Origin of the sequence: Nostoc sp. 'Peltigera membranacea cyanobiont' 210A, from assembly GCF_002246015.1 — a bacterium.
In the GTDB taxonomy this organism is placed as follows: Bacteria; Cyanobacteriota; Cyanobacteriia; order Cyanobacteriales; family Nostocaceae; genus Nostoc.
In genome coordinates, this window is sequence record NZ_NOLJ01000005.1 from 668,957 (window position 1) to 689,685 (window position 20,729).

Annotated in this window: 17 protein-coding genes; 8 read left to right on the plus strand and 9 right to left on the minus strand. The window is 42.4% G+C overall.

From position 1 onward, the window contains the following. The first annotated feature begins 237 nt into the window (after positions 1 to 237). The 4 genes from psbB (at position 238) to CDG76_RS18915 (ending at position 4,370) form a co-directional block, all read left to right on the plus strand. Positions 238 to 1,767, plus strand: a complete 1,530-nt coding sequence (psbB, locus tag CDG76_RS18900; RefSeq protein ID WP_094350471.1) for a photosystem II chlorophyll-binding protein CP47 — start codon at positions 238 to 240, stop codon at positions 1,765 to 1,767. 168 nt (positions 1,768 to 1,935) lie between these two features. After that, complete coding sequence (locus tag CDG76_RS18905; RefSeq protein ID WP_084227385.1) at positions 1,936 to 2,043, plus strand: photosystem II reaction center protein T; 108 nt, start codon at positions 1,936 to 1,938, stop codon at positions 2,041 to 2,043. A 294-nt stretch (positions 2,044 to 2,337) separates the two neighbouring features. Next, positions 2,338 to 3,504 carry a 30S ribosomal protein S1 gene (locus CDG76_RS18910; protein WP_094350472.1) on the plus strand — a complete coding sequence of 389 codons (1,167 nt, stop codon included), beginning with the start codon at positions 2,338 to 2,340 and terminating at the stop codon, positions 3,502 to 3,504. Positions 3,505 to 3,635: 131 nt separating this feature from the next. After that, entirely contained in the window at positions 3,636 to 4,370 is a 735-nt protein-coding gene (locus CDG76_RS18915; protein WP_094350473.1) for an HAD family hydrolase, read from the plus strand. Positions 4,371 to 4,381: 11 nt separating this feature from the next. Here CDG76_RS18915 and CDG76_RS18920 read toward each other — a convergent pair whose 3' ends face one another. The 5 genes from CDG76_RS18920 to CDG76_RS18940 form a co-directional block, all read right to left on the minus strand. After that, positions 4,382 to 4,816: a DUF4231 domain-containing protein gene (locus CDG76_RS18920; protein WP_223265287.1), complete on the minus strand. Its 435-nt coding sequence runs from the start codon at positions 4,814 to 4,816 to the stop codon at positions 4,382 to 4,384. 181 nt (positions 4,817 to 4,997) lie between these two features. Next, entirely contained in the window at positions 4,998 to 5,744 is a 747-nt protein-coding gene (locus tag CDG76_RS18925) for a hypothetical protein (protein WP_094350474.1), read from the minus strand. 320 nt (positions 5,745 to 6,064) lie between these two features. Further along, positions 6,065 to 7,168, minus strand: coding sequence for an AI-2E family transporter (locus tag CDG76_RS18930; protein WP_094350475.1), 1,104 nt, complete (start codon positions 7,166 to 7,168; stop codon positions 6,065 to 6,067). A 120-nt stretch (positions 7,169 to 7,288) separates the two neighbouring features. Continuing rightward, positions 7,289 to 7,723 carry an NUDIX hydrolase gene (locus tag CDG76_RS18935; RefSeq protein ID WP_094350476.1) on the minus strand — a complete coding sequence of 145 codons (435 nt, stop codon included), beginning with the start codon at positions 7,721 to 7,723 and terminating at the stop codon, positions 7,289 to 7,291. A gap of 21 nt (positions 7,724 to 7,744) precedes the next feature. Then, positions 7,745 to 8,161, minus strand: a complete 417-nt coding sequence (locus CDG76_RS18940; RefSeq protein ID WP_094350537.1) for a hypothetical protein — start codon at positions 8,159 to 8,161, stop codon at positions 7,745 to 7,747. Positions 8,162 to 8,463: 302 nt separating this feature from the next. Between CDG76_RS18940 and folD the strand changes: the two genes are divergently transcribed. The 3 genes from folD (at position 8,464) to CDG76_RS18955 (ending at position 11,224) form a co-directional block, all read left to right on the plus strand. Further along, a complete protein-coding gene (folD, locus tag CDG76_RS18945; protein ID WP_094350477.1) occupies positions 8,464 to 9,351 on the plus strand; it encodes a bifunctional methylenetetrahydrofolate dehydrogenase/methenyltetrahydrofolate cyclohydrolase FolD in 888 nt (295 codons plus the stop codon). A gap of 157 nt (positions 9,352 to 9,508) precedes the next feature. Beyond that, complete coding sequence (gene crtE / locus CDG76_RS18950) at positions 9,509 to 10,441, plus strand: geranylgeranyl diphosphate synthase CrtE (protein ID WP_094350478.1); 933 nt, start codon at positions 9,509 to 9,511, stop codon at positions 10,439 to 10,441. A 327-nt stretch (positions 10,442 to 10,768) separates the two neighbouring features. Then, a complete protein-coding gene (locus tag CDG76_RS18955) occupies positions 10,769 to 11,224 on the plus strand; it encodes a divergent PAP2 family protein (protein WP_094350479.1) in 456 nt (151 codons plus the stop codon). 268 nt (positions 11,225 to 11,492) lie between these two features. Here the strand turns inward: CDG76_RS18955 and CDG76_RS18960 are convergent, their stop codons facing one another. From CDG76_RS18960 to CDG76_RS18975, 4 genes are all read right to left on the minus strand, one after another. Then, on the minus strand, positions 11,493 to 12,155 hold the full coding sequence (locus CDG76_RS18960) for a hypothetical protein (RefSeq protein WP_094350480.1): 663 nt from the start codon (positions 12,153 to 12,155) through the stop codon (positions 11,493 to 11,495). A gap of 278 nt (positions 12,156 to 12,433) precedes the next feature. After that, the gene (locus CDG76_RS18965) at positions 12,434 to 12,763 is read right to left on the minus strand and encodes an MgPME-cyclase complex family protein (RefSeq protein WP_094350538.1); all 330 of its coding nucleotides are present in this window, start codon (positions 12,761 to 12,763) and stop codon (positions 12,434 to 12,436) included. 64 nt (positions 12,764 to 12,827) lie between these two features. After that, positions 12,828 to 13,547: a SnoaL-like polyketide cyclase gene (locus CDG76_RS18970; RefSeq protein WP_094350539.1), complete on the minus strand. Its 720-nt coding sequence runs from the start codon at positions 13,545 to 13,547 to the stop codon at positions 12,828 to 12,830. 158 nt (positions 13,548 to 13,705) lie between these two features. Next, positions 13,706 to 14,431, minus strand: coding sequence for a pyridoxine 5'-phosphate synthase (locus CDG76_RS18975; protein ID WP_094350481.1), 726 nt, complete (start codon positions 14,429 to 14,431; stop codon positions 13,706 to 13,708). A 191-nt stretch (positions 14,432 to 14,622) separates the two neighbouring features. Between CDG76_RS18975 and CDG76_RS18980 the strand changes: the two genes are divergently transcribed. Further along, on the plus strand, positions 14,623 to 20,553 hold the full coding sequence (locus CDG76_RS18980) for a trifunctional serine/threonine-protein kinase/ATP-binding protein/sensor histidine kinase (RefSeq protein WP_094350482.1): 5,931 nt from the start codon (positions 14,623 to 14,625) through the stop codon (positions 20,551 to 20,553). Positions 20,554 to 20,729 lie beyond the last annotated feature (176 nt).

Below are 20,729 nucleotides of genomic sequence, written 5' to 3' on the forward strand. Positions count from 1 at the left end.
AAAACATTCTCATTTTTGCTTGGCGATGGCTACCCTACATAGGTAAACCTCCCGAAGCGAGTAAGCATTGCCTCATCTCCCACGCTGTCTGACTTATTAAGACTAAGCCGTGGTGATACTCTGGCTCTGGCAATAACAAAAAACAAGAGAGAGTTTTATGAGTGGCGATTTTCGTCTCTCATAACCTCAGTAAGAAAATTGCTTTGTAAACTAACTCATCGAGGAGGAGCGTAGTCGATGGGACTACCCTGGTACCGAGTACATACAGTCGTTCTGAATGATCCAGGGCGACTGATTTCTGTACATTTAATGCACACAGCCTTAGTAGCAGGCTGGGCTGGTTCGATGGCACTCTACGAACTAGCTGTTTTTGACCCTAGCGATCCAGTTCTCAACCCGATGTGGCGTCAAGGAATGTTCGTCTTGCCGTTCATGTCACGTTTAGGTGTTACTCAATCTTGGGGTGGTTGGAACGTTACTGGTGGGCCATCAACCGATCCTGGCTTCTGGTCATTTGAAGGCGTTGCTGCCGCTCATATTGTTCTTTCCGGTCTGCTATTTCTAGCCGCCGTATGGCACTGGGTTTACTGGGATTTGGAACTTTTTAGAGATCCCCGCACTGGTGAACCGGCTCTCGACTTGCCAAAAATGTTTGGCATTCACCTGTTCTTATCTGGTCTACTTTGTTTTGGATTTGGTGCTTTTCACGTCACCGGACTCTTTGGGCCGGGAATATGGGTTTCTGATGCCTATGGTATAACTGGCGCAGCACAGGCAGTAGCACCAGAATGGGGGCCAGATGGCTTTAACCCCTATAACCCTGGTGGCATTGCGGCTCACCACATTGCTGCTGGTGTTGTTGGTATTATTGCAGGCTTATTCCACCTGACAGTTAGACCCCCCGAACGGCTCTACAAAGCCTTGCGGATGGGGAACATTGAAACAGTACTTTCTAGCAGTATTGCAGCAGTCTTCTTCGCTGCTTTCGTTGTTGCTGGTACTATGTGGTACGGTAATGCCGCCACACCCATCGAATTGTTTGGCCCCACCCGCTATCAATGGGATCAAGGCTACTTCGGTCAAGAAATTCAGCGCCGCGTCCAAACTAGCGTTGCTCAAGGTGAAAGCCTCGATCAAGCTTGGTCGCAGATTCCTGAAAAATTGGCTTTCTACGATTACGTCGGTAATAGCCCCGCTAAAGGCGGTCTATTCCGTACAGGGCCAATGGTGAAGGGTGATGGCATTGCCCAATCTTGGCAAGGTCACGCCGTATTCAAAGATTCTGAAGGACGAGAATTGACTGTACGTCGTCTCCCCAACTTCTTTGAAACCTTCCCAGTGATTTTGACTGATGCAGATGGAATTGTCCGCGCTGACATTCCCTTCCGTCGGGCAGAATCTAAATATAGCTTCGAGCAATCTGGTGTCACCGTTAGTTTCTATGGTGGCGATCTGAATGGTAAGACCTTTACAGAACCAGCTGATGTGAAGAAGTATGCCCGTAAGGCTCAAGGTGGTGAAATATTTGAATTTGACCGAGAAACCTTGAACTCTGATGGTGTATTCCGCACCAGTCCTAGAGGTTGGTTTACCTTTGGACACGCCGTATTTGCTCTGCTGTTCTTCTTTGGTCATCTCTGGCATGGCGCTCGGACAATCTACCGAGACGTATTTGCTGGTGTTGACGCCGATCTTGAAGAGCAAGTTGAGTGGGGTCTGTTCCAGAAAGTGGGTGACAAGTCAACCCGCCGTAAGGAAGCCCTTTAAGGGACTGGGGACTGGGGACTTGGGACTGGGGAAGAAGCAAGGGAGAAGAGTTTTCCCCTCTAGTCCTCGCACCCTTCCCCGCTGACTCTTTTCAATACCCAATCCCCAATACCCAGTACCCAATCCCTAATCCCTCATTAACTAGCTGGATAAAGAGGAAATCGTAATATGGAAAGCGTTGCGTACATCTTGATTTTTACTCTGTGTATAGGTACTCTCTTCTTTGCGATCGCATTTCGCGAACCCCCTCGCTTTGAGAAACCAAAAGATAAGTAGATCCTATCCACAGACTTTTAAGCGGATTTAATCTTAATATCCGTTGCTACTAAGTATGGTGGCAACGGATATTATTGTGTTTGTCCTTTGTTGGTTTTCACTACTAAGTAAATGACAAATCATTTTTATATTGTGATATAATTTCCAATCTTGGGAGTAGATATGTGTTAATGCTAGCTTTTCTGCGCTAGGATGAAAAAGGATGTTTTGTGTAAGCTGCCATAGTACTGCTTACATAACGCATCGCGCCTGTCGCACCACCTTTACGGAGACTAGAACCAGGAACAAATCAGCATGGTCAATCAGAATTTAACCGCTACAGAAATTGGATTCACTCACGAAGATTTCGCTGCTCTACTTGACAAATACGATTATCATTTTAGCCCTGGCGATGTTGTCCCAGGAACAGTTTTCAGTATAGAGCCGCGCGGCGCTCTGATTGACATTGGTGCTAAAACCGCAGCATATATTCCTATACAAGAAATGTCTATTAACCGGGTGGATAGCCCGGAAGAAGTATTACAGTCAAACGAAACGCGCGAATTTTTTATCCTTACCGATGAAAACGAAGATGGTCAATTAACCCTTTCCATTCGCCGTATTGAATATATGCGGGCTTGGGAACGCGTGCGACAGTTGCAAGCAGAAGATGCTACTGTCCGTTCTGGTGTATTTGCAACCAATCGCGGTGGAGCATTGGTACGAATTGAAGGATTACGTGGCTTTATCCCAGGTTCCCACATCAGTACCCGCAAACCTAAAGAAGAATTAGTCGGCGAGGATCTGCCGTTGAAATTCCTAGAGGTAGACGAAGAACGTAATCGCCTCGTTCTATCTCATCGTCGGGCGCTGGTTGAGCGTAAGATGAACCGCCTAGAAGTCGGCGAAGTAGTAATTGGTACTGTTCGTGGTATCAAACCCTACGGTGCTTTCATCGACATTGGCGGCGTCAGTGGTCTACTGCATATTTCTGAAATTTCTCACGAACATATTGATACACCCCATAGCGTGTTCAATGTCAATGATGAAGTGAAAGTTATGATCATTGACTTGGATGCAGAAAGGGGTCGCATTTCCCTATCTACCAAGCAGCTAGAACCCGAACCCGGCGACATGATTAAAAACCGGGATTTGGTCTACGATAAGGCAGAAGAAATGGCTGCTAAGTATCGCGAACAGCTATTAGCCAAGCAGCAAGGTGCTACTGCTGCGGCTGCACCTGCGGAAGTGATTGCAGACGAAGATGATATTCCACCAGCAGCAGAACTTGACGAAGATATTCCACCAGCAGCAGAACTTGAAGAAGATATTCCACCAGCAGCAGAACTTGAAGAAGATATTCCAGTAGTTGCGGCAATTGAAACAGAGATTCCAGCAGCGACGGAAACTGAAGAGGAAATTCCAGTAGCGACGGAAACTGAAGAGGAAATTGCACCAGTTCCAGCAGCTATTGAAGAGTAATAAATTTTTTATAGTTTTACTTGTCTTTAAGTAAGAGTATTAAATCATTTTATAAAGAGGGTTTTTCCCTCTTTTTTTATGTGGAGAATCGTTAAAAGTGAAGAGTTGGGAGTAGTTAGAAGTTAAATATTATGGCAACCATTAAATGTAGAAATATCACTTTTGATAATATCCAGGCAATTTTGTTTGACAAAAACGGTACTCTAGAAGATTCAGAAACGTATTTGCGATCGCTAGCACAAAAAGCAGCAAGATTAATAGATGCTCAAATCCCTGGAACTGGGGAACCCCTATTAATGGCATTTGGCATCAATGGCAATTTTCTAGATCCCGCAGGTTTAATATCAGTAGCAAGCCGCCGTGAAACAGAAGTTGCGGCTGCGGCATATATTGCCGAAACAGGAAGAGGATGGTTTGAGTGCTTAAAAATAGCCCGTCAAGCTTTGGATGAAGCGGAAAAATACATTGGACAAACTCCTTCACCCCTATTTGTAGGTAGCCTAGAAATTTTGAAATACCTGCGAGATGGTGGGCTAAAACTTGGCATCCTCTCAGCTGCAACAACTGAAGAAGTACGTAATTTTGTAGCCAATCACGAATTAAGTGATTATATCCAGTTGGAAATGGGCGTAGATGAAGGGCCGAGTAAACCAGATCCGGTGCTATTTTTGCAAGCTTGCCAAGCTTTGGGAGTTGAACCAAACGCTACCTTGATGGTGGGTGATGCAGTTGGTGATATGCAAATGGCGCGTAATGCTAAAGCCGCAGGTTGTATTGGTATCACTTGGATAGGTAAGTCAGATAACGTCCGAGGTGCGGATGTGGTGATTAATAAACTTGATGAAATCCAGATTTTAGAGGATTAGTTTATACGATTTTATTCTTCTTTCTTCTCTTCTAAATTGGTTATCTTTGTATTTTGCAGAAGGATATGGTCTTCCTGATTGTGTCTTTCTTCTTTCTTTTCTTGTACAACTTGAGTGGCATATATTTCCACATCACGCTGAATAATATCTTCTACATGACTTGCAAATAGATTAAATGCCTGTTCGTGACTTGGATAAATACGATAAGGGCCTGTCATCTGCGAGAATTGCCACCCTTGGGTTTTCAAAGATTCAACTGTTCGGCGATAGTGTCGCCAGCGTTCTCCATAGTGAAAAAACTCTTCAATGGCAGCACTAATAGCAACTATTTGGCTCAAACCAAAAGTTGACCATATAATGATATCCCTATTGTTAGGTTTGAAATTAGTGTTAATATTTAGACTTACTAATGCCGGAAGAATTACACTACCAATAATAGTTGTTATCCGTGAAAATAATGGCGATCGCGTGAGAAATTCGCCTTACTTTCCATCAAAAGTACTTGGTCTAACCAGCGCGATCGCAAAAAATGTTTTTGCACATAACCTAAGTTAATACCTGCAAATAACTTGTTAAAATCTTCTTTTAAAAATTCGTGATAACTATCTTTTTTAGCCCTTTTTACTCCTAATTAGAAAGTAACCCCTTAATTAATTTGCCTAAATTCTCAACTCCTTTCTCTATATCGATTAAGTCGATGTATTGTAATGTACCAGATTTAGCTAGGTTTTTGGCTCGTTCATCAGTAGCTTTTCCACGCAAGGCATCTGCAAGTATATCTGCGGTTCTACCACTACCAGCAATCACAATAACTAACCTTCCACTATCAACGCTAGAAAACGCATCCTTAAAGGTAATTTCACCACCGTTCAAGAGTACTGTCACCGAAGGTGCATCATTGGCCAGCATAGTTGCAACGCGAGATATCCAAGGAGACTCGTCGCCCAAATCGTTACCAGAAACTAGCACGAAATGAGTATGGTTTGGCTCTAAGGGTATTAAATCAGCAGCAGTTTCCGAATGATTAGGTAAAGCTACTTTGCCTTCAGGTGTTACACCAACTAAAGCAAATTTAGCACCTATTTGGTTACGAGCCGCACCCATCATTCGCATAATTCCTGCATCCGTACCCCCATCCACGACATAAGCCCCCAAAGTTTCGGCGATGGGGGCTAAAACTTCCACAAACAACCGTTGAATACGGAAAAAGTCAGCTTCACTGATGTTACTTGCACCCCCCACTACTACTAAAACAGGACGCGAACCGCACAGCCCTATTGTCTCAAGAGCATAAGGCAATTCTGCTGGCTGTTCAACTTGAGTAGCTAATGCTGTTTTCCCATTATTAAAGGTAAGTTTTAAACAACTTTTCATTTTTTTAAAATACTGACTGCTTAGGGTTTCTGGCGTAGAGCTTCGCAGTCACGTCGCTTCTCTACGAGACGCTGCGCGAACGCTCCGAATTCAAAATTCAAAATTAATGATCCCCATAAATAAATTTAGGGGCTTGCATCCTTTTCGTTTTCGGTCATGTTCTGCAAACGTTGTATTTCGTTATTACCTTGACGAAGCTTTCTAAAAAACTATTGATCGCAAAATAATAGCTTCTTGTTTGTTGACATCTTAAATTAGGATTTTGCAGTTTATTTATCGACTATCGCACCAGCTTTTCAGTTAATCTGAATGATGAAACTTTAGCTATAAGTTCCTGCTCTCTCACTTTTTACCGCCACGGGTTCTGACTCCATATCCACTATCTTATTAAACTCTCCAGCCTGCCAGCTATCTGTTATATCCTTGATAAAACTAGCAATCGGGATCGCAATTAACAAACCCAGTACTCCTCCCAACTTTGCGCCCAGCAACAAAGAAATCACCACCCATACAGGATTTAAGCCAGTCAAATTGCTGAGAATTCGAGGTGCAATAATATTAGAATTAACTTGGTCAATCGCAACAGCTACACCTAAGACTTCCACCCCTAACCAAAAATTTTGCAGCGCTACCAACAAACTTACTATCGCGATACCGACTCCTGTACCAAAGGGGAAGAGTGAAAATAAGCCAATACCAATGCCAAAAAGTAAAGCTAGGGGAACTTGCAGCGCCAAAAACACTAGTGTAATTGTCACACCTAACACAGCTCCCAATGTTGCTTGACCGATGAAGTAATTGTGGAAATCGTCTCGCAGTAGTTCCCGTACTCTTGACCCAATATTAAGGGGAAACCACTGAAAAATTCCGTCCCAAAGACGTTCACCGTTCAATATTAGGTAGATAGTCAACACTACAGCCAGCAGCACATTGAGAACAATACCAATGGTATCGACAGCAAAACCAAGAATTCTACCAGTGAAAGACTGAAGTTGGTTAGATAATCGTTCCAGAACTTGGGTAAATAAACCACTTAAATTAATCGGAAGTTGCTGTTGACTTAACGCCCAATCCTGAAAAGCTTGCAGCTGCTGAGTGCCAGAATCAATCCAACTGGGCAAAATATTAGCCAGTTCAACCAGCTGTTGAATAATCAGGGGAACCAAGGTGATGCCTAAAGCTACTAAAACCACCAGAGTCAAAAGCAACACTCCCCCGATCGCTAAGTTGGGTTTCACTCCTTGCTCCTGAAGAAACTGGATTGGATAGTTCAAGACAAAAGCCAGTAGGATGGCGGCGGCGATGATGCTAACTAAGGGTTGAAAATATTGTATAACCTGGAGCAATAGCCAGCCGTTGAGAATGGCAATGGGAAATGCCAATCCTATAGTTAACCATCGCGGCAGTTTGTTTGCTGATTGCATTAGTGATGACCTCATAAGAGTTCGTTCTAACTTTATTTTGGCTTCTTGGGATGTGGGAGATGGGGAAGAAGAATTAATAATCAATGCCCAATGACAAATGACAAATGACTAATCCCCAAATTATGTTGGATTTTTCTCAATAAAATCCAACATAATTTTCTGATGCATTGCCCCTAAAGGTCGCACTTCGCCAGCATTTTGTGAATAACAGTTACCTTGGCGAATATCTTCTGGTGTAAATAACGCCATATCCCAGCCCTCATTCAGAACCAGTTGATTTAATTCCACCAAGAGTGGTGCATGAAAGACATGACGGACAACTCTTTCGTTGGGATAACAGCCAAATTCAACAAAAGGTGGTAAATTATAACCGATTTCTTCTAAAATTTCTCGTTTTACTGCTACATCCGGCGTCTCACCAGGTTCGATGTGACCGCCAAACAGTGCCCAGTAACCAGGGTAGAGAATACCGGGGATGTTGTCACGCAGTTGCATGAGAAACTTGTTTTTCTGGTAGAGAATTGCGATCGCTACGTGCACCTGTTGATTGTTCATATCTTTATTTTTAATTGCGGATTATTCTTCTTCTAAATAAACTTCCCCCAATTCTTTGCCAGCTAAAGGAATACTTCGGTAGCGAACTTTACCCTTAATTACAACTTCTGAACCTTCACCCAGATTCTTTTGATTGGTGACTACCCAAATTTTGCCCGTTGAGTCCTTAATTTTATAAGCCCACTGTTTGATCAGGGGAGCTTGCTTTTCTACCTGACCTTGGATGTAAACTATAGCCTGATTGTCTTGTTTTGCTTTAATCTCTCCAATTGGAGTGACATTTGTACCAATTTTTAAGCCAGCCCCACGCAAACCAGTCGATGTCAAGTTACCACAACTACAAAGTCCTGTTATCAGGAAAAAAGTCAACCCCAAACGGTAAGGAACAATACTGTGCCCGTACAAGAACGAAAGAGATAAATTTCTTATTTGTCGCATAAAAGCCACCGATTTATTTATTTTGGGCATTTGGCACAAGAGGCAGAGGTGCAGAAACGAAAAACTTACTGCAACTGACTTCCCCCCTGCTCCCCTGCCCCTCTCCTCCCCCACTCCCACTCTCCCAATTCTTTATTCTTCAGATGATGCCGTTGATCTGAGAAAATAAACATTATGGATTTACTGTGAGAGAAACGCTACGACATCAAACAGCAACACAATAATAGTCGAAAGTCAAGAGTTAAGAATCAATATTTTCATTTTGGACTTTGGATAAAAAGCGAACATAGCTGGGAATTTTCATGGAAACAAAAACTGCCAAACTCCTTGATGGGAAAGCATTAGCTGCAAAAATTCAGCAAGAACTTGCTGTTGCTATTACACAATTACAACCAAAAATTGGACGACCTCCTGGTTTAGCAGTGTTGATGGTTGGTGATAACCCAGCGTCAGCCGCTTATGTACGCAATAAAGAAAAAGCCTGCGCTAAAGTTGGGATCGCTTCTTTTGGTAAGCATTTTCCTGCTGAAACTACCCTTGAGGAGTTAGAAGAGGTAATTGCTGCACTCAACCACGATAAAAGGGTTGATGGCATTCTTGTGCAATTGCCCTTACCTAACCACCTGGATGCTGTAACTCTGCTACATCAAATTGATCCCGATAAAGATGCTGATGGACTGCACCCAGTTAACTTGGGGCGACTAGTACGGGGAGAAAGGGGTTTACGTAGCTGCACCCCGGCTGGTGTGATGCGGCTTTTAGAAGAATATGAGATTCCTTTGCAGGGAAAACAGGCAGTAGTCGTGGGGCGCAGTATTTTAGTGGGTAAACCGATGGCGCTGATGCTATTAGAAGCTGATGCCACAGTCACGATCGCTCACTCGCGATCGCATGACCTCAAAACCATCACCCAAAATGCTGATATTCTAATTGCAGCAGTAGGTCGTCCCGGATTGATCTCTGCTGATATGGTGAAACCGGGCGCTGTTGTGGTAGATGTGGGGATGAATCGCGTCACCGATGCGAATGGCAAAAGTCGTCTCATTGGCGATGTCCATTTTGAATCAACCGCTGATATAGCAGGATTTATCACCCCAGTTCCTGGTGGTGTTGGCCCGATGACTGTTGCCATATTGTTGGAAAATACATTTGCTAGCTATTCCAGAGCGGCAAAAGAAGAAAGAGAGTGAAGAGTTAAAAGTTATTCTTAATAACTCTTAACTTCTAAATCCTGTACAGACGCGATTAATCGCGTCTCTGCTCCTAACTCTTCATTTTTTTCAGCCCCACAGCACCTTAAAATTGTGACGTATAAGGCAAAAATCGCAAAATGTCAGGAATTAAAGAATGGTAGCAACTGATAAAGTCCAAAAGACACCACCAGAGGAAGCCACATTTAACTTAGCAGGCTATCTAAAAGAGCGGCAAAAGCTTTGTGATAATGCTTTGGATCGGTCTATCCCGGTCATTTATCCAGAAAAGATTTATGAGGCGATGCGCTACTCGTTATTAGCTGGAGGTAAGCGTGTACGTCCCATTCTTTGCCTTGCCACCTGTGAAATGATGGGTGGAACCATTGAGATGGCCATGCCAACAGCTTGTGCCGTGGAGATGATCCACACAATGTCGTTGATTCACGATGACCTCCCGGCGATGGATAATGACGATTACCGCCGGGGAAAGCTGACGAATCATAAAGTCTATGGTGAAGATGTTGCGATTTTGGCTGGGGATGGCTTGTTGGCTCTTGCTTTTGAGTCTGTTGCCATTCAAACCCCCCAAAGTGTTAAGAGAGAGGTAGTCTTGCAGGTTATTGCCCGTCTTGGTCGGGCGTTGGGGGCAGGTGGTTTGGTCGGCGGTCAAGTTGTCGATTTAGAGTCGGAAGGTAAATCTGATATTTCCTTAGAAACCTTAAATTTCATTCATAAACACAAAACAGCCGCACTTTTGGAAGCTTGCGTAGTTTGTGGCGGACTGATTGCTAATGCATCACCTGAAGATGTGCAGCGATTAACCCGTTATGCTCAAAATATTGGGCTAGCATTCCAAATCATTGATGATATTTTGGATATCACTTCTACCCAAGAGCAATTAGGTAAAACAGCTGGCAAAGACCAAAAAGCTCAGAAAGTTACCTATCCCAGCCTTTGGGGACTTGAGGAATCGCGCTCAAAAGCCCAAGAGCTAGTTAAAGAAGCTTGTGTGGAATTAGAACCATTTGGAGACAGAGCTAAACCACTCCAAGCGATCGCTCATTATATTACCAGCCGTAATAACTAGTAACGCTTTGGGTAATTCGTAATTCGTAATGACGCTCCTGCGTCGCTAACGCTGCGCTAACGTAATTCGTAATTCCTGTACCGCAAGCGTTTTATTGATTGGGAATGGGTAGTTTATTTACACGATACTGTACTACTACTGCCCAGCGGAATTCAAAATTCACTGATTCAAAATTACAAAAGCTTATTTGATAAGCTTTTAGGTGATTTTGAATAGTAGGTCTGTTTCCACCGTGATGTACTAGATTAATTTGGGATTTTGGGTTGAATCTAAATGTTTCCTCAACCAACAACTGCTGCTAATATTTACTAACCTAACCAAAATAACATGCAGGACATAGGCAACATTTTAGACAACCGGGTGCTGCTGGTTGCTCTGGTAGCTTGTTTAATTGCTCAAGCATTAAAGCTCGTAGTTGAGATCGTCAAACATCGCAAATTGAATGTGCGTGTTTTGGTGACAACCGGAGGTATGCCCAGTGCCCATTCGGCTCTGGTTACAGCTCTAGCCGCTGGTGTAGGGCAAACACTGGGTTGGGCATCTCCTGATTTTGCCGTTGCGATCGTTTTTGCCATCATTGTCATGTATGATGCAGCCGGAGTTCGACAAGCGGCTGGTAAGCAAGCTCGTATTCTCAATCAAATGATTGATGAATTATTCCATGAAAAACCAGACTTTAGCCAAGACCGTCTGAAAGAATTACTCGGACATACACCAGTTCAGGTAATTGCTGGATCGGCTTTGGGTATAACCATTTATTGGTTAGCTAGGTCTGCTTATTAAACTAGGGCAATAAATTTTTGTTTGAGGGGATATTGATAATTAGTAACTGGTAATTTGTCAATCAATTTTGGATTTTAGATTTATCCCGTGAATAAATTCAGAGGATTAAGGATGAAAGGATTTGTTCCAAATAACTTGCTTCACGCAAAGCGAGTATAAACATATTTGCTGAAAATCCTTTGAAATTTTGAATTTAAAATCACAAATTAGGTCAATTGACAAATTACCACTCTGGTATCGCATCAGTATGCCAGTGAACTTAAGATTGCTAAAACCGCACAGTCGAGCGTAGCAGAATCACTTTACGACTATCTACTAGGCTGGCAACGAAACCACCATTGTTTAGCTTTTGCAATGTATTATATGCTTCACTTTGGTTAGTGGTATAAACTGCCAGCAAGTAAGGGCGTTGTCCATAAGAAACAAAACCGACGTTACCTCCCACCACTTGCTGCACACTATTTACTAGTTCTGGACGGTTGTAATAATCTACCAGCACTGCATAACCTTCTCCTAATGCTTGAGGATTATAGCTGACTGTCTGCTGAGGTGGTTTTGGCTGTGACTGTTGTGGCTGTGATTGCACATCTGCCGTTGTCGTTGGTCGAGTGGTAATTATGGCAGACAAGCCAACAATATTGCTGACATATCTTGCCCAACGATTGGCATCGTCAATTTTATTAAAACCCCCGACTCGCGTCACGGTTTCGTTGAGATATTTGCAGGTGATAGTTTTAAGTTCGGGTGGTAAGGCGCTACGTAACTGCTTTTGATTATTTGCTGTGGGACTGACTACTAATAAAAGATACTCACCTGCATTTGGTGGTTGACAAGAGGGAATGGTTTTTTGAGCAAGTACAGAACTCATGCCACCAATCAACCCTACAATCGCTAATCCTAAAACACTTGGTAAATTCTGAAATCTATGCACAAAAGTTAGATTATGTAAATTAAGGTGTCCTAGAAGATTTTATAAGAAAAAAGCTGAAAACCTAGCTACTTCAGTATGGTAATGAAATATGTGTCAAAAAATATATTTTGTTACTCAAAAATAAAATTAGGGTGTGGGGAAGAGGCAGAGGGGCAGGGGGAGTGNGTGTGGGGAGTGTGGGGAGTGTGGGGGGTAAGACTTCTTCCCCATCCTCCCACACCTCCCACACCTCCCACACCCCTTGTCTTTTCTCCATGCCCAATGTCAATGCGCTATGCCTAAGATACGGTAGTAAGCGATGCCAAAGCATCTGGTATTGCCTCAGAAGGAGCCTGGAATTCTCCAGTGATGACGTACTCTAAACGCAGTTTTAACCAAGTAATAAATTGAGGATTTGTAGAAATAATTGCGACTGCTGGTTGGGGACACTTCGCCTTCAACTCTTTAAACTGCGGTGCTTCCAAGAAAGCTGGTTGTTCAACCAACCAAAAATCTATTTGTTTTTCTTGTTCGTGGTAGTTACGGTTGCGTTCTTTGAGAACTTCGTGTATCGGTTCTTCTTCGAGAAGAAAGCGGTGACTTGCCAAAACGTAATAGTATGTTTGCATTTTCATCCTTTGGTTGCTATGTGAATAATTTCAGGGCACAGTGACTCTGTACCCTGACAAACTACTAACTTTTCTGGGATTTCTTGAACCAAGAACTGAACGGACAAGCACTTTTCTGGTTTTCAGATTTTGTCTGTTTGCCACCAGATGTTAGCTTTTCCAAGAACAGATTATTGTCGAAGTAGTGTTCTAACGAAATAACCTTCAAGTCATCGGTAACTTTTGCAATGCTCATGCCGATAATTTCTATTGTCTCTCCAGTAGGTGCATGGCCTTTATATTCTCCGTTAAAATGTCCCCAATGCCGCCATTTAAATGTGACATTTGGGGGACCGGAAAAAACTTCCAGAACTTCCCAAGGAAATCCTTGAGGGAATGTTGTGTGGAAGACTTTTGCGGATGATTCAAAGGTTTCTTCTGAAGCTTTGTAATGCTCTGAATCAGGCATAAATAGATTGTAAGTACCTTGGGCTGATACATCTGCTGCGGTATACTCTACTCCACCATTGGTACTGACGCGAAACTGTTCATTCACAATAGATAACCACTCTTGCGGGTTAGCTTTGAAGGATACCTCCATCTCAAAGGTTCTGACTAAGTTTTGGACGATCGCTTCCAGTGTTCCTTCAAGATGATTGTAGATACTTTCTTTAGCAAGATTCTCATTTGAACGGGAATAATCAGGTGGTGTCTGATAGCGCCACTCGACATCAGTGCTTTCTGCTATCACCTTATCCCGGTTCTGTACCCAAAGTGGCAAGTTGTTAGATTGTGTTGCGCTCATAGAAGTTTTTGCTGAAGATTTGATCCCAATTTCTAGATTTCGCAGTGACAACCCTCTGTGGGGGACTGGGGACTGGGGATTAGGGACTGGGGGGTGGGGGGAAGATGAGGGAAAAACCAATGCCCCATGCCCCATGCCTATGCCCTATGCCCAATGCCCTATTCCCCATTCCCTCTTATAGCTTGTTTCATCTCGCGGACTGCCCTTTCCATACCTACTAATGCTGCCCGACTGATGATGGTATGACCAATGTTCAGTTCTTCCATGCCTGGAAGCGCAGCCACCGGATAGACGTTCCAGTAGGTGAGTCCATGACCAGCGTTAACTCGCAATCCGGCTTGAATCGCTTGTTCACACCCTTTTGCTAATATGGCTAATTCTCGGTGGCGATTTGTTTCATCTTTAGCCTCAGCATATTGTCCGGTGTGCAATTCAATAAACTGCGCCTGTATCTTGACAGATGCTTCAATTTGTGCTGGTTCGGCATCGATAAATAAACTAACTGGAATGCTAGCGCTTTGCAATTTATCGACTATTTCACCTATTCTAGCAATTTGGCCGATAATATCTAGTCCGCCTTCTGTTGTCACTTCTTCGCGCTTTTCGGGGACTAAAGTTACGTAATCTGGTTTGATATCGAGAGCGATCGCTAGCATTTCATCTGTAGCGGCCATTTCTAAATTAAGATGCGATCGCACTGTTTGCCGCAATATGCGCACATCCCGATCTTGGATATGCCGCCGATCTTCGCGCAGATGCACCGTAATTCCATCCGCACCCGCTAATTCTGCCAGTACCGCCGCCGCTACTGGATCTGGTTCCACCGTCCGACGCGCTTGCCGGATAGTGGCGATGTGGTCAATGTTAACGCCAAGTGTAGGCACCCCAAGTTTCTCCCAAATCCACAGTCCTTAGAACTTGATTTTACCGGAAATAGCGGTAGTTTTGCTGAAGGAGCTACAGATAGATTACACGCGTAAAATGCGATTGTTTAAAAGAAAACTGAGTTAGCAAAAGCTTATTCTTGGGCAAACTACTTTAAATAAGTAGCTGATTTCACAAGAGTTGATGAAGTATGAATACAGCAGTTGAGCCGATGGACAAGCTTTTGAACTATCAAATTAGCGAGCAACTTTATGCAGGCTCTAGAACCTTAGTTTACCGTGCTATTCGAGAGGCGGATGGACTTCCGGTTGTGATTAAACTTCTCCAGCAAGAGTATCCTACCTTCAATGAACTGCTGCTGTTCCGTAATCAGTACACGATTGCTAAAAATCTTGACCTACCCGGTATTGTTCGTCCCTACAGTCTGGAACCTTACCGCAACAGCTATGCTTTGGTGATGGAGGATTTTGGCGGCATTTCCCTCAAAGATTGGCTCAACCAAAAAATAGGGAGCAACCAATATACTCTGACAGAGTTCTTGGATATTGCGATCGCTCTGAGTAATACTCTTGACGGACTCTATCGCCATCGAGTTATCCACAAAGATATCAAGCCAGCCAACATTCTCATCAACCCGGAAACTAACCAAGTCAAGTTGATTGACTTTAGTATTGCCTCTCTTTTACCTAGAGAAACCCAGGAAATTCACAGTTTTAATGTCTTAGAAGGTACTCTCGCCTACCTTTCCCCAGAACAAACCGGGCGGATGAATCGCGGAATCGACTATCGCAGTGATTACTATTCCCTCGGCGTTACCTTCTATGAATTGCTGGCTGGACATCTACCCTTTCAGTCTAACGATCCGATGGAGTTGGTTCACTGTCATATTGCCAAGCAACCAAATCAATTCAAAATTCAAAATTCAAAATTCAAAAATGAAGAACCTATTCCCGAAGTTCTTTGTGAGATTGTGATGAAATTGATGGCGAAAAATGCTGAAGACCGCTATCAGAGTGCATTAGGGCTGAAATTTGATTTAGAAAAATGTTTGTCTCAATTGCAGGAAATTGGCAGGGTTAAATCTTTTGAATTAGGTGAGCGGGATATTTGCGATCGCTTCATCATCCCAGAAAAACTTTACGGTCGCCAAGCTGAAGTTGAAAACTTACTGGATGCCTTTGAGAGAGTCAGTCAGGGAAGCACTGAAATTATGTTGGTAGCAGGCTTCTCTGGTATTGGCAAAACTGCTGTGGTGAACGAAGTCCACAAGCCAATTGTGCGACAACGGGGTTATTTCATTAAAGGTAAATTTGACCAGTTCCAGCGCAACATTCCTTTCTCTGCTTTTGTGCAAGCTTTTCGAGATTTAATCGGGCAACTGCTGAGTGAAACTGATGCCCAATTTGAGCAATGGAAGTCCAAAATTCTTTCTGCTTTGGGTGACAACGGACAAGTGATGATTGAGGTGATTCCAGAACTGGAAAGTATGATTGGTAAACAGCTACCTGCGCCGGAACTCTCTGGAAGTGCGGCACTAAATCGCTTCAATTCGCTGTTTTTGAAATTCACTCAAGTCTTCACTGCATTAGAACATCCATTGGCGATCTTTATTGACGATCTGCAATGGGCAGATTCTGCTTCTTTAAAGTTAGTGCACTTGTTAATGAGCGAAGCTGACATCCGCTATCTACTGTTAATTGGTGCTTATCGAGATAATGAAGTCAACCCAGTACATCCGCTGATGCTAACTTTGGAGGAAATTCAGAAATTAGATGCCACAGTCAATACAATTACTTTATTACCCCTCGATCGGGTTTCTATCAATCATTTGGTTGCAGATACATTGAGTTGCTCTTTAGCTTTAGCCACACCTTTAACAGAATTAGTATTGAGCAAAACTAAAGGAAATCCTTTTTTCAGTACCCAGTTTCTCAAAGCGCTACATCAAGATCAACTAATTACATTTAACCCCCCTCAGTCCCCCCTTACTAAGGGGGGAAGTCAAGGGGGGTGGGAATGTGATATTGCTCAGGTGCGATCGCTCGCCCTTACCGATGATGTAGTAGAGTTCATGGCAATTCAACTTCAGAAGTTGTCAAAAGAAACTCAAGAAGTTTTGAAGTTAGCAGCTTGTGTAGGAAACCAATTTGATTTAGAGACATTAGCGATCGTCCATGAAAAATCCCAATTGGAAACAGCCACAGATTTTTGGAAGGCTGTGCAAGATGGGTTGATTATTCCTACCAATGAAGTTTATAAGTTTTACCATGATGAGTCTGAATTTATAATTCAGAATTCAGAATTTCAGCAATACAATTCTCCTGCCTCTTGCTCTTACAGATTTCTTCATGACCGTGTTCAGCAAGCGGCTTATTCTCTTATCCCTGAATCTCAACGAAAAGCTACTCATTTCAAAATTGGTCAATTACTGTTAAACAATACATTACCTGAAGCGCTTGAAGCTAGTATTTTTGACATTGTTAATCAGCTAAATGAGGGAATTGACATAATTGATGAACAATCCCAAAGATATGAAATGGCTCAACTGAATCTAATTGCTGGTAAGAAAGCAAAAGCTTCTACTGCTTATAGAGCAGCCCTTAAGTATTTCACCTTGGGCAGAGAATTACTAATAGACGAAAGTTGGTTAGTTAATTATAATATTACGTTTGAATTACATCGAGAATCCGCAGAATGTGAATATCTAACTGGTAGCTTTGACCAAGCCGAAAGATTGTTTGAGATAGCGTTAGCTCAAAGCCAAGATAGGTTTGAACAAGTAGATATTTATAGAATTCAGATGTATCTGAAAATGACTCAGGGTGAAAATATAGCAGCTAGCATTGAAGCTGGAGTAAAAGGTTTGAGCATCATGGGGATGAATCTGCCAGTCACTCCTGAAGAACAGCAAGCTGCTATCGAAACTGAACTTCAAGAATTAAAAGCTAAACTGCAAACGGTTCGTATATCAGATTTATTCGATCTGCCTGAGATGACAGATCGAGATCAGAAGGTTTGTATGGGTATTTTAGCTGACCTTTGGGCAGCAGCTTATATGGGAGGAGATCAATACCTCAGTTGCTTGGCTCCTCTATTAATGATCGGTTTATCATTGAGATATGGCAATGCAGAAAGCTCTGGTTTTGCTTACTGTTTATATGGAATGAATCTGGCAAATCAAGGAAATTATCAAACTGCTTATGAGTTTGGTACATTAGCACTAAAACTCGATCGTCACTTCAATAGTACCCAGTTTATTTTTAAGACCAATAATATCTTTGCCCACACCACTAATCCCTATAATCAGCATTTAAAAACAAATTTGCCGCTTTCTCAACAATCATTTCAAGTCTGTCAAGAAACTGGAAATTTGGTGTTTGGTGTATGGGCGGTTTCGTTTTTGATTTGGGCGATGTTAATTAAGGGCGATCGCCTCTCAGATGTTTACGCGGAAACTGAAAAATATCTGAGCTATGTCCAACAGGTTAATGATGCCAATATGCTGTATGCCTTTACTTTACAGCGGCAGTTCTTATTAAACCTGCAAGATATATCTAAAACCACCGATTTATTAGAAGATCGCAATGACGAAGATATTCCCTATATCGAAGTGTGGAGACAGAAGAAGAACTTTGAACATGGAATTAATTGGTACTGCTTTCTCAAAATCCAATTGTCGTACCTTTATGGTCACTACACAGATGCTGTGGAAGCAGCAGAAGAAGCTGAGAAAACTCTTGGTTGTAACTCTGGTTTCTTCCCAATTATTCAGTATCATTTCTATTATCCACTCAGTTTGATAGCTCTCTATCCCAATGTGGCATTAGAAAAGAAAAAGCAGTATTGGGACATTATTCGAGAGCATCAACAAATTCAGAAAACCTGGGCTAATAGTTGCCCAGACAACTTTCTACATCGATATCTCTTGTTATCTGCGGAAATAGCAAGAATTTCTGGCAAGTATATGGATGCAATCGAATCATACGATCGCGCCATTGCTAAAGCTAAAGAAAACGAATACATTAACGAAGAAGCTCTCGCCAACGAACTTGCAGCCAAGTTCTATTTAGAATGGGGTAAAGAGCGCATTGCTCAAGAGTATTTGATTAATGCTTACTATTGCTACACACACTGGGATGCTAAAGCCAAAGTCAATGACTTAGAACAGCGTTATCCACAACTGCTAGCCCCAATTTTACAACAGAAGCGTTCACTATTCACACCTAATGAGACGTTTGCAAATATTGACAGCATTACTACCTTCCATCCCAGCATTAATAAATCAGTAACTTCTAGCAGTAACACATCAATAATGCTAGATTTGGCAACAGTTTTAAAAGCCTCTCAGACTCTTTCGAGTGAAATTGAACTAGATAAATTACTTACAAAGCTGCTGCAAGTGGTAATGGAAAATGCTGGAGCAGATAAGTGTGCGTTACTACTGCTTAAAGAAAATAGATTGGTAGTTGAGGCGACTGCTGAAGCTGGGCAAAAATCAACGGTGTTACAGTCCATTTTTGTGGAAGATAGTGCAGAGGTTCCCCATAGTCTAATTTACGCCATAAAACGTAACCTGCAATCTACCGTTATCTTTGATACAGCATTGCATCCGGCGCTAATAGCCGATCCCTATATTATTCGTCAGCAACCCAAAAGCTTGCTATGTACACCGATTCTCTATCAAGGGAAACTCTTAGGGATTTTATATTTAGAAAACAATTTGATGACTGGAGCGTTTACTAGCGATCGCGTCGAAATTCTCAATTTATTATGTACTCAAGCTGCAATCTCCCTGGAAAATGCCCGACTTTATCAGCAAGCACAAAATACTCTAGAAAACTTGGGACAGACGGAACAATTCTTGCGGTTAATTATGGACAATATCCCCCAATCTGTTTTCTGGAAAGACCGCAATAGTGTTTATTTAGGCTGTAATCATAAGTTTGCTCAAGCTTCGGGTGTAGGAATACCAGAAAATGTTGTTGATAAAACAGACTACGATTTATCTTGGACTCGCGAGGAATCAGATTGGTATGTAGAGTGCGATCGCCGCATTATGGAATCTGGACAAGCTGAACTAAATATTATTGAAACGTTACAGCAAGCAGACGGAAAACAAATCTGGTCTAATACAAATAAAATTCCCCTAAAAGATAGAGAAGGAAACGTTTTTGGCATCCTTGGAACGTCTGAAGACATCACTAAATACCAGCAAGCACAACAATTGCTACAACAGCAAAAGCAACAATTAGAACAAGCACTGCAAGAACTCCAAACGATGCAATTGCAATTAGTCCAAGGTGAAAAAATGTCTGCCCTTGGTAATTTGGTAGCAGGTGTTGCCCATGAAATCAACAATCCTGTCGGCTTCATTGCTGGCAACTTAGAACCAGCCAGAGATTATGTCAAAGATTTGCTTGGTCTAATTAATCTTTATCAAGAAAAGTTTCCCAATCCCGGTTTAGATATTCAAGATGAAATTGATGCCATCGACCTGAATTATTTACAAGAAGATTTACCGAAATTGCTGGACTCGATGAAATTGGGTGTTAGCCGTATCCGCAGTATTAGTACCAGTTTGCGAACCTTCTCCAGAGCAGATAAGGATTATAAAGTTCCTTTTGATATTCACGAAGGCATTGACAGTACTATTCTGATTCTCAGACACCGTTTAAAAGCTAACGAAAACCGTCCAGCAATTGACGTGGTGAAGAATTATGGCAAACTTCCCCTAGTGGAATGCTTTGCAGGACAACTAAATCAGGTATTTATGAACTTGTTAGCAAATGCCATTGATGCGCTTGAACAATACAATACAGAACGGAGTTTGGAAGCGATTCTTGCTAACCCCAATTGCATCACCATTCAAACTCGTGTAGCAGACTCAGGTCAGAATATTTTGATTAAGATTGCTGATAATGGCGTGGGGATGTCACCAGAGGTTAAACAAAAAGTATTTGACCATTTGTTCACCACCAAACCTGTAGGAAAAGGCACTGGATTAGGATTAGCGATCGCTCGTCAAATTATTGTAGAAGCACATGGCGGTTCACTCTCTTGCACTTCCGAACTTAGAAAGGGGACAGAGTTTGTCATTCAAATCTCTACTCAACAACAATAGACCTCTTGCATAAATCAAAAATAAGAAAGAACCCCACCCCGCCAAAGCTACGCTTTGTCTCCCCTCCCGAACAGCGGGGAGGGGTTGGGGGTGGGGTGTTAGGGACTTTTGCAAGAGGTCTAATAATTAGTGCTGAGTAATTTCTACTTTACTCAGCACTTTTCATTTTTGCTTTT